General features: G+C 59.3%; 6 protein-coding genes. All 6 read left to right on the top strand.

Translation table 11 applies throughout. The features are described 5' to 3' along the window. Window positions 1-788 precede the first annotated feature (788 nt). On the top strand, window positions 789-2,249 hold the full coding sequence (locus C5O24_RS08605) for a pseudouridine synthase (protein ID WP_107036748.1): 1,461 nt from the start codon (window positions 789-791) through the stop codon (window positions 2,247-2,249). A gap of 46 nt (window positions 2,250-2,295) precedes the next feature. Continuing rightward, window positions 2,296-3,684 (top strand): asparagine--tRNA ligase, encoded by a 1,389-nt coding sequence (asnS, locus tag C5O24_RS08600; RefSeq protein WP_107036749.1) that lies wholly within the window; start codon window positions 2,296-2,298, stop codon window positions 3,682-3,684. A 127-nt stretch (window positions 3,685-3,811) separates the two neighbouring features. Further along, complete coding sequence (locus C5O24_RS08595) at window positions 3,812-4,465, top strand: MarC family protein (RefSeq protein ID WP_107036750.1); 654 nt, start codon at window positions 3,812-3,814, stop codon at window positions 4,463-4,465. 172 nt (window positions 4,466-4,637) lie between these two features. Next, window positions 4,638-6,113 (top strand): TonB-dependent receptor, encoded by a 1,476-nt coding sequence (locus C5O24_RS08590; protein WP_107036751.1) that lies wholly within the window; start codon window positions 4,638-4,640, stop codon window positions 6,111-6,113. A 72-nt stretch (window positions 6,114-6,185) separates the two neighbouring features. After that, window positions 6,186-7,574 carry an outer membrane beta-barrel protein gene (locus tag C5O24_RS08585; RefSeq protein ID WP_107036752.1) on the top strand — a complete coding sequence of 463 codons (1,389 nt, stop codon included), beginning with the start codon at window positions 6,186-6,188 and terminating at the stop codon, window positions 7,572-7,574. 126 nt (window positions 7,575-7,700) lie between these two features. Then, on the top strand, window positions 7,701-8,995 hold a 1,295-nt coding region (locus tag C5O24_RS08580; protein ID WP_107681709.1), incomplete at its 3' end, for an AMP-dependent synthetase/ligase.

Here is an 8,995-nt window from a genome sequence, read left to right as displayed (position 1 = left end):
CCCCCGCGCGCGTCCCCGTCCCCCCGCCCCTGCCCGGGGTCTCCGCCCCGCGCGTTACCCGCTCCGCTCCCCCCCCGCGTCGCCCACGCCTCGCTCCGAACCCCGGTTACTGTCAGCCCGCACGCTCCGCGGCTCCGAGGACGACATCCCATCCGGCATGAGGAGAGGGGGAAGCGAGGGCACAGAGAGTCGGAGGCAGAGGCGGCGATGCCACACGGCAGAAGGTGAGCCGGGGAGAGGGTTAGGCGGGGAGGAACGAAGCCGCGGAGCGTGCGGGCTGACAGTAACCGGGGTTCGGAGCGAGGCGTGGGCGACGCGAGGCGATAGCGGAGCGGTGACCGCGCGAGGCGGAGACCCCGGATAGAGGCGGGGACACGGCACAGCGCGGCGAGTCCCGGAGGGTACGAGGCCGCGCCGCGCGTCAGCACAGAGCGATCCGCGGAGCGTGCGGTGACCACCCCCAGCCACAAAAAGGTGGAGAAATCGGGAAGTCGGAGGACAGGTACCGCCCTAATAGGGCTTACATGGGATATAGACAAGACCAATAGGCTAAAGGGTAATAGGGATTGTGATCAATTATGCGGGATTTTTTGTTATAGTTTGAAAAAACTGCTAAATTTGCAACGGATTTAGCTCTCTTGGGCTGCAAATGCCATAGCGACATCATGCGCAGCCATAAACATGAATTCAATATAAACTATTCTCTCTGACAACTACAACCTTTTTTAACTATCAACAAACCGCCGCGAGGCATCAATAACCCTATTTTCACAGCTACAGAACCCATCATGGACAACAGCAACGACAAGAAGACCAAACGTCCGCGCATCGGGGAGAGCCGTCCCGCAGCCGGCGACATGCCGACCGAACAGCGCAACAGTTACACTACTACTGACTCAACATCGGATCAGACAGCTCCCGACTATCATCAGGGGGGCACCGGCTACCGTCCGCGCCAGCAGGGCGGCTATCAGCCCCGCTACAATCAGGGCGGCTATCAGCCACGTTACAACAACCAGAGCGGCTACCGCCAGCAGGGCGGCTATCAGCCCCGCTACAATCAGGGTGGCTACCACAACAGATATAACGCCCCCGAGGGTGAGGCATCGGCCGACACCACGGGCGCGGCAGGCGAGAACAACACCGAACAGCCCAACACCGGCTACCGTCCGCGCTATCAGCAGGGCGGCTATCAGCCGCGTCACACGGGCTATCAGCCCCGACAGCAGGGCGGCTACCGTCAGCAGCAGGGCGGCTATCAGCCCCGTCAGCAGGGTGGCTACCGTCAGCAGCAAGGCGGCTATCAGCCTCGTCAGCAGGGCGGCTACCGTCAGCAGCAGGGCGGCTATCAGGGCCAGAACCGTCAAGGGGGATACCAGGGACGCCAGCAGGGCGGCTACCGTCAGCAGCAGGGCGGCTACCAGAACCAGCGCCCGCAGCGTCACAACCAGTTCGGAATGCCGCGCGGCGGCAAGAGCTTCGTTCCGCGTCCGAAACGCGTGGAGTATGAGATGCCTCTGCCCGATCCCGACGAACAGATACGTCTGAACAAATTCATGGCCAACGCCGGAATATGCTCGCGCCGCGAGGCCGACGAATTCATCCAGCAGGGTCTGGTGAAGGTGAACGGCAATGTGGTGACCGAGCTCGGCACCAAGATCACCCACTCCGACACTGTGGAATACGACGGCAAGGTGGTCACGCTCGAGCACAAGTGCTACATACTGCTCAACAAGCCGAAGGACTGCGTGACGACCTCCGACGATCCCAACGGCCGCCTGACGGTGATGGACATAGTGAAGGGCGCCTGCGAGGAGCGCATTTATCCGGTGGGTCGTCTCGACCGCAACACCACCGGCGTGCTGCTGCTCACCAACGACGGCGATCTCGCCTCGAAGCTCACCCATCCGAAATATGTGAAGAAGAAGATCTATCACGTATGGACCGACAAGGACATCTCGGAGGATGACATGCAGCGCATAGCCGACGGCATAGAGCTTGACGACGGCCCCATCCACGCCGACGCCATATCCTACGCCACCGAGACCGACCGCAACCAGGCGGGCATAGAGATACACTCGGGACGCAACCGCATCGTGCGCCGCATCTTCGAGAGCCTCGGCTACCACGTCACGAAGCTCGACCGCGTGTATTTCGCCGGCCTCACGAAGAAGAACCTTCCGCGCGGCCGCTGGCGCTACCTGACACAGGATGAGGTCAATTTCCTGAAGATGGGTTCGTTCGAGTAATCCCCGGACGCCCCTCCATCATAAACCGACAGATCACACACTGACAATGAAACGTACCAAAACAACCGACCTCTACTCGCCCGGCATGATCGGCAAGGAGGTGGACGTGATGGGCTGGGTGCGCACCCGCCGAGGCAACAAGCACGTGCAGTTTGTGGCCCTCAACGACGGCTCTACCATCCGTTCGGTGCAGATAGTCTTCGACATGACTCTCTTCTCCGACGACGACCTGCGCCCCGTCACCACCGGCTCGGCCATCCATGTGAAAGGCCTTCTGGTGGAGTCGCAGGGACGCGGCCAGAGCTGCGAGGTGCAGGCCCAGACGCTCGAAGTGTTCGGCACCGCCGATCCGGCCACCTATCCGCTGCAGAAGAAGGGCCATTCGCTCGAATTCCTGCGCGAGATAGCCCATCTGCGCCCCCGCACCAACACCTTCGGAGCCGTGCTGCGCATACGCTCCGCGCTGGCCTTCGCCATCCATAAATTCTTCCAGGAGCGCGGCTTCTACTACCTCAACACCCCTCTGATCACGGCCTCTGACTGCGAGGGCGCCGGAGCGATGTTTCAGGTGACGACGCTCGACATCGCCAATCCGCCGCGCGACGAAGAGGGACGCGTCGACTACAGCGCCGACTTCTTCGGCAAGCCGACGGCTCTCACCGTCAGCGGCCAGCTCGAAGGCGAGCTCGGAGCCACGGCTCTGGGCGCGATCTATACGTTCGGCCCCACCTTCCGCGCCGAAAACTCCAACACTCCGCGCCATCTGTCGGAGTTCTGGATGATCGAGCCGGAGGTGGCGTTCATCGACATCGCCGACAACATGGATCTGGCCGAGGACTTCATAAAATACTGCATATCCTACGCCCTCGAACGCTGCCACGACGACATCGAGTTCCTGAGCCAGATGTATGATCAGGAGCTTGAGGCGCGCCTCCGCTCGATAGTCGACTCCACATTCGTGCGCCTGACCTATACGGAAGGCGTGAAGATACTTCAGGAGTCGGGCCGCAAGTTCGAGTTCCCCGTATCGTGGGGCATCGACCTCCAGAGCGAGCATGAGCGCTACCTTGTGGAGGAGCACTTCAAATGCCCGGTGATACTGACCGACTACCCCAAGGATATCAAAGCCTTCTACATGAAGCTCAACGACGACGGCCGCACCGTGCGCGCCATGGACGTCCTGTTCCCGAAGATAGGCGAGATCATCGGCGGCTCCGAGCGCGAAGCCTCCTACGAGAAGCTGCAGCAGCGCATCAAGGAGCTGAACATACCGATGAAGGATATGTGGTGGTATCTCGATACGCGCCGCTACGGCACAGTGCCGCACGCCGGATTCGGTCTCGGCTTCGAGCGTCTGGTGCTCTTCGTCACCGGCATGACCAACATCCGCGACGTGATACCCTTCCCCCGCACACCAAACAACGCCGAGTTCTGACCCGGACGTAACCCTCTAACGAAGCTACAAAGCCTCATAAATTCCACGCCACCCACAGCGGCTTCAGAATTTATGGGGCTTTAACGCTCTCTGCCGACCTTCAACCAATAAAAAACACAGCCCCACAATGCCCGACACATCGATACTCGCATTCGCGTTTCTCTGCCTGACATCGTTTTTCACCCTGACCAACCCTCTTGGCACGATGCCGGTGTTTCTGACCATGACGCAGGACATGGCCGAACCGCAGCGCCGCGCCATAGTCAGGAGAGCGACATTCATCTCGTTCGTCACGCTGCTGTCCTTCACGGTGCTCGGACAGTTTCTCTTCAAATTCTTCGGCATCTCCACCAACGGCTTCCGCATAGCCGCCGGCATAGTGATACTGAAAATCGGCTACGACATGCTTCAGGCGCGGGTGTCGCACACGAAGCTCAAGGACGAAGAGATCAAGAACTACGCCAACGACATCTCGGTCACTCCGCTGGCCATACCGCTGCTCTGCGGCCCCGGAGCCATAGCCAACGGCATCATGCTCATGGAATCGGCCGACACGCTGGCTCTGAAAGGAGTGCTGATAGGCTCCATAACTTTTATCTACACCCTGACCTACTTCATACTGCGCGCCTCCACTCGCCTGGTGAAGATTATAGGCGAGACAGGCAACAACGTCATGATGCGCCTCATGGGCCTGCTGCTGATGGTGATAGCCGTGGAGTGTTTCGTCACGGGTCTCAAGCCTATCGTGATCGACACCATACAGTCGGCCATGGGTCACTGACCGCGACAGCCCGCCGCAGCCGATTATCAACTTTTTTTATAATTTTTCGGGAGAGGGATGTAACGAATCACACATCTCTAACGTCATATATAAGAGCGCGACGCACAGCGCCGCCTCAACCGACCGATCATTATTTCATTTTTGTAACTTACCCCCCCCCCATAAACCAGTCATGCACAACGCATTAAGAACGGCATTAATCTGCCTGGCGGCAATTCTTACCGCTTTCACGGCCTCGGCTGACCTCAAGAAATTCATGCTCGTGGGCTACATCTACGACCAGGAATGGGACTCGGTGGACTCCTGCGAAGTAGAGATCTACAAGGACGACACCGTCAAAGTCAACTTCAAACTGCTGACAGGCAACGACGCCACCAAGACCCTTTCGGGCAATCAGCTGCGCGCCCTGGTCAATTCAGGCATCGGCACCTACCGGATCTCATTGTTCAAGGACGGATATACGCCGGCCACGACGACCTTCCGCATCGGCTCCGTCAGCGAAAACACCAAGTATCTCCGCACCATAAGGATGGAGAAAGAGCTGACCCGCAAGCTCAACGAAGTGACCGTCACCGGCACGCGCGTGAAGATGGTGATGAAGGGCGACACGGTGGTGTTTGACGCCGCTGCCTTCCAGCTCGGCGAAGGCTCGATGCTCGACGCCCTCGTGCGCCAGCTCCCGGGCGCCACGATCTCGTCGGACGGCGTGATAGAGGTGAACGGCCGCAAGATCAACGAACTGCTCGTCAACGGCAAGGACTTCTTCAAGGGTGATCCCAAAGTGGCTCTTCAGAACCTGCCCGCCTACACTGTCAAGAATCTCAAAGTCTACGACAAGGCCGACGACGACGCCTATCTGACCCACTCCGACTCCAACGCCGACAAACTGGAGGATGATCAGAACCTCGTGATGGACGTTCAGCTCAAAAAGGAGTATATCAAGGGGTGGATGGCCAACGCCGAAGCCGGCTACGGCACCCGCGACAGATATATGGGCCGAATCTTCGGCCTCGGCTATACCGACAAACTGCGCATATCGGTGTTCGGCAACATCAACAACACCGGCAACTCATCGCAGGCCGGCGACAACGGCCAGTGGTGGGAACGCTCGGCGGAGAACGGCATCAACCGCGTGGCCATGGGCGGTATCGACTACAGCTACAAGAACGGCGAGGAAACCGAATTTTCGGGCAACCTCAACTACCGCCACAACGACATCAACGAGCATGAGATCTCATCGATCACACGGTTTTATCCCTCGGGCGACCTCTACCGCCGCGGCGAACTGCGCCGACGCACCAAAGGCCACACACTGCGCACCGACCACGATCTCAACTTCCGTCTGAAATCGCTGGCATTCGCCCTGATGCCGTCGCTGGAATGGAGCCGCAACAAAACCCGCACCAACAACCTGACCGCCACCTTCGACACCGATCCGGTGGAGAACAGCCGCGGCGAGGCTATCGACTCGGTGTTCAACGCCACCGGACCGAAGCTCAACGACTTCCGCCGCCACCTGCTGACCAGCCTCCAGAATCTGTCGGTCAACGACCCGGAGAATCTCCACGGCCGCATCAACACATGGACCACCATACGCCCCGCGTCGTGGAAAGGAGTAGTGAGAGTCAATCTGATAGGTGACATATAGCGCAACACCGTCGACACCCGCACACTCTACAACCAGGCTATAGGCGCCGCCAACACCGGCGGAGCCGACCCGATGAAACGCGACACCTATACCTCGACCGAACTCCTCAAGAAAGCCGCCCAGGCTGCCATACAGTACATGCGCGACTACACCAACTTCGGCGAAAAACGCACCACCAAGCTGACATGGGCGGTTCGCGGACTGTATGACTACACCTACAACAACAACGACATGCACACCTATTCGGCCGACCGTCTTCCCGATCACATCACTCCCCCGTCGCTCACGAGGCCGGAATACATGATAGCCGACATGATCAACTCCCCTTACACACGCCAGTCAAACAACTCCACGCGCATGATCGGCAGCCTAAACTACAGCAACACCGCCACCGCTCCCGGCGACTCGACGCTCAATCCCGGCTTCAACGTCGGCTTCAGCTTAGGATATTTCCACCACAACGAGCACTACGACTTCGAAAAGCCCGGCATCATAGACCAGCACCTCAAACGCACCAACGACTGGCTGATACCGTCGATATACTTCTCATTCTCGTCGCAGAACAAGATCAGATCGCTCAACGCAAACATCGGCTACAACATCAGTCATGAAGCACCGCTCTTCAGCTATCTCGTGGACAACCGCGACACATCCGATCCGCTCAACGTGACGCTCGGCAACCCCGACGGCCTGCGCAACTCACTCACACACAGCGCGTACTTCTACATCGGACGCTATTCACGCGGCAAGAAACGCACCATAGTGCAACTCAACGGCGGATGGAACGTCACCACCTCGGCCGTAGCCATGGCCCAGACATACAACCCCGCGACAGGAGTGACCATCAACCGCCCCGAAAACATTTCAGGCAACTGGAACACATATCTACATTTCTACTTCAACACCCAGCTCAACGACCGCTTCACCCTTACCGCCATGATCATTGGCAACGGCACCAACTCGGCCGACTACGTGGCCATCGACGCCGCTCCGACCCGCAGCTCGGTGTTCAACACCTCGGTCAACCCCCGCGCCGGCATCGACTACCGTTTCAGCAACGGATCGACCATCGGCGCAGGATTCGCCGCCGCCGTAGAGCATCAGCACTCCGCCCGCGAAGGCTTCAACGACCGCACCAGCTACGCCTACAACCCCTCGCTGCGCCTGCTGCTCAAACTGCCCGCCCAGATCGAATTCAACACACAGTTCAATCCCTACTTCCGCCGCGGATACGAAAACAAGGAGATGAACACCACCGAATATATCTGGAACGCCACGGCAAGCAAGACGTTCGCCACAAGCGGATTCACCCTCAAACTGGCCGCCTACGACATTCTCGGCTCGGCCAAGCACGTCTACACTTCGATCAACGCCCAGGGCCGCACCGAAACATGGCGCAACTGTCTGCCCCGCTACGTGATGCTCTCGGCCGTCTACCGCTTCGACATGAAGAAACGCTGACGCCCGCCGCGTCATAACGACCTGCATCTCTGCATATCTTCCCGGAAAATATCGCCCCGGCGGCGGTGTTTTCCGGGAAGAATCGTTAAATTTGCACGAAACTCCGATATAATAAGAGAACCGTAAATGAAAAATATACTGACAGGCCTGATAAAACACCAGGCCATAAAATACGGCGACCGCGAGGCGGTGGCAACCCTGCAGGGAGATGAATGGACGCCGGTCAGCTGGCGCCGCATGGACTCCGACACCGACACTCTCGCGGCAGCCCTGTGCAGCCTCGGGGTGGAGCCGGGCGAACGCATAGGCATCTTCTCGGCCAACCGCATGGAGATGCTCAACGTCGACTTCGCCGCCTACGCCGTACGAGCCGTGCCAATCGCCATATATTCGACCAGCTCGCAGCAGCAGGTGGGATATATCGTCGACGACGCATCGATACGCCTGCTCTTCGCAGGCACCCGACAGCAGTATGAACTCGCCCGGCGGCTGATGACCGACGGATCCACAACCACACTGCGCCACATAGTGACGTTCGACGAGGTGGAGACCGATCCTGACGACACCACCTCGATGACATTCGCCCGACTGATGGAGATAGGCCGGGAGTCAGCAGCAAGATACAGCCGCGAAGTGGAGAAACGCACCCGCGAGGCACAGCCCGATGACATAGCCACCATCATCTACACCTCCGGCCCCACCGGCGAGTCGAAAGGAGCCGTGCTCACCCACGCCTGCTTCACGGCCGCCATAGAGATACACCGCGAACGGCTCGACATGCTCAGCGAATGCGACTCATCGGTGTGCTTTCTGCCGCTGTGCCACATTTTCGAGCGCGCATGGACCTACTTCTGCCTCTACACCGGCATCCCGGTAGCGATCAACAACGATCCCAACCGCATACAGCAGACACTTCGCGAGCGGCATCCGACCTGCATGTGCTCCGTGCCCCGTTTCTGGGAGAAAGTCTACACTGTCATAGAAAGCAAGATGGCCGATATGAATCCCCTGCGCCGTTTCATAGCCCGCCGGGCACAGAAGGTAGGCCGCCGGCGCAACCTCGACTACGACCGTCTCGGACTCCGCGCGCCACGGCTTCTGGAACTGCGCTACAAGTTCTATGACCGCCTGGTGTTCACTCCCCTGCAGCGTGTGATCGGAGTGGAGCGCGGCAACATATTCCCGACCGCCGGCGCCCCTCTCTCGCCCGCGATAACTGAATTTTTCCATTGCTGCGGCATCAACGTGCTGATAGGCTACGGGCTCTCCGAAACCACCGCCACAGTGGCCTGCTTCCCGCGCGTCGGCTACGAAATCGGCACCGTGGGCACACCCATACCGCGGGTGCAGGTGAAGATCGGCCCCGAAAACGAGATACTCGTCAAAGGCCCCACCGTCATGACCGGCTACTACCGCAAGCC

This window comes from Paramuribaculum intestinale (assembly GCF_003024925.1).
Lineage (GTDB): Bacteria > Bacteroidota > Bacteroidia > Bacteroidales > Muribaculaceae > Paramuribaculum > Paramuribaculum intestinale.
This window is presented reverse-complemented; position numbering and strand designations above follow the sequence as displayed.

Excerpts from the sequence above, each read along its gene's own strand:
- C5O24_RS08605 (WP_107036748.1), top strand. The coding sequence starts at position 789 with ATGGACAACAGCAACGACAAGAAGACCAAACGTCCGCGCATCGGGGAG.
- asnS (WP_107036749.1), top strand. The coding sequence starts at position 2,296 with ATGAAACGTACCAAAACAACCGACCTCTACTCGCCCGGCATGATCGGC.
- C5O24_RS08595 (WP_107036750.1), top strand. The coding sequence starts at position 3,812 with ATGCCCGACACATCGATACTCGCATTCGCGTTTCTCTGCCTGACATCG.
- C5O24_RS08590 (WP_107036751.1), top strand. The coding sequence starts at position 4,638 with ATGCACAACGCATTAAGAACGGCATTAATCTGCCTGGCGGCAATTCTT.
- C5O24_RS08585 (WP_107036752.1), top strand. The coding sequence starts at position 6,186 with ATGAAACGCGACACCTATACCTCGACCGAACTCCTCAAGAAAGCCGCC.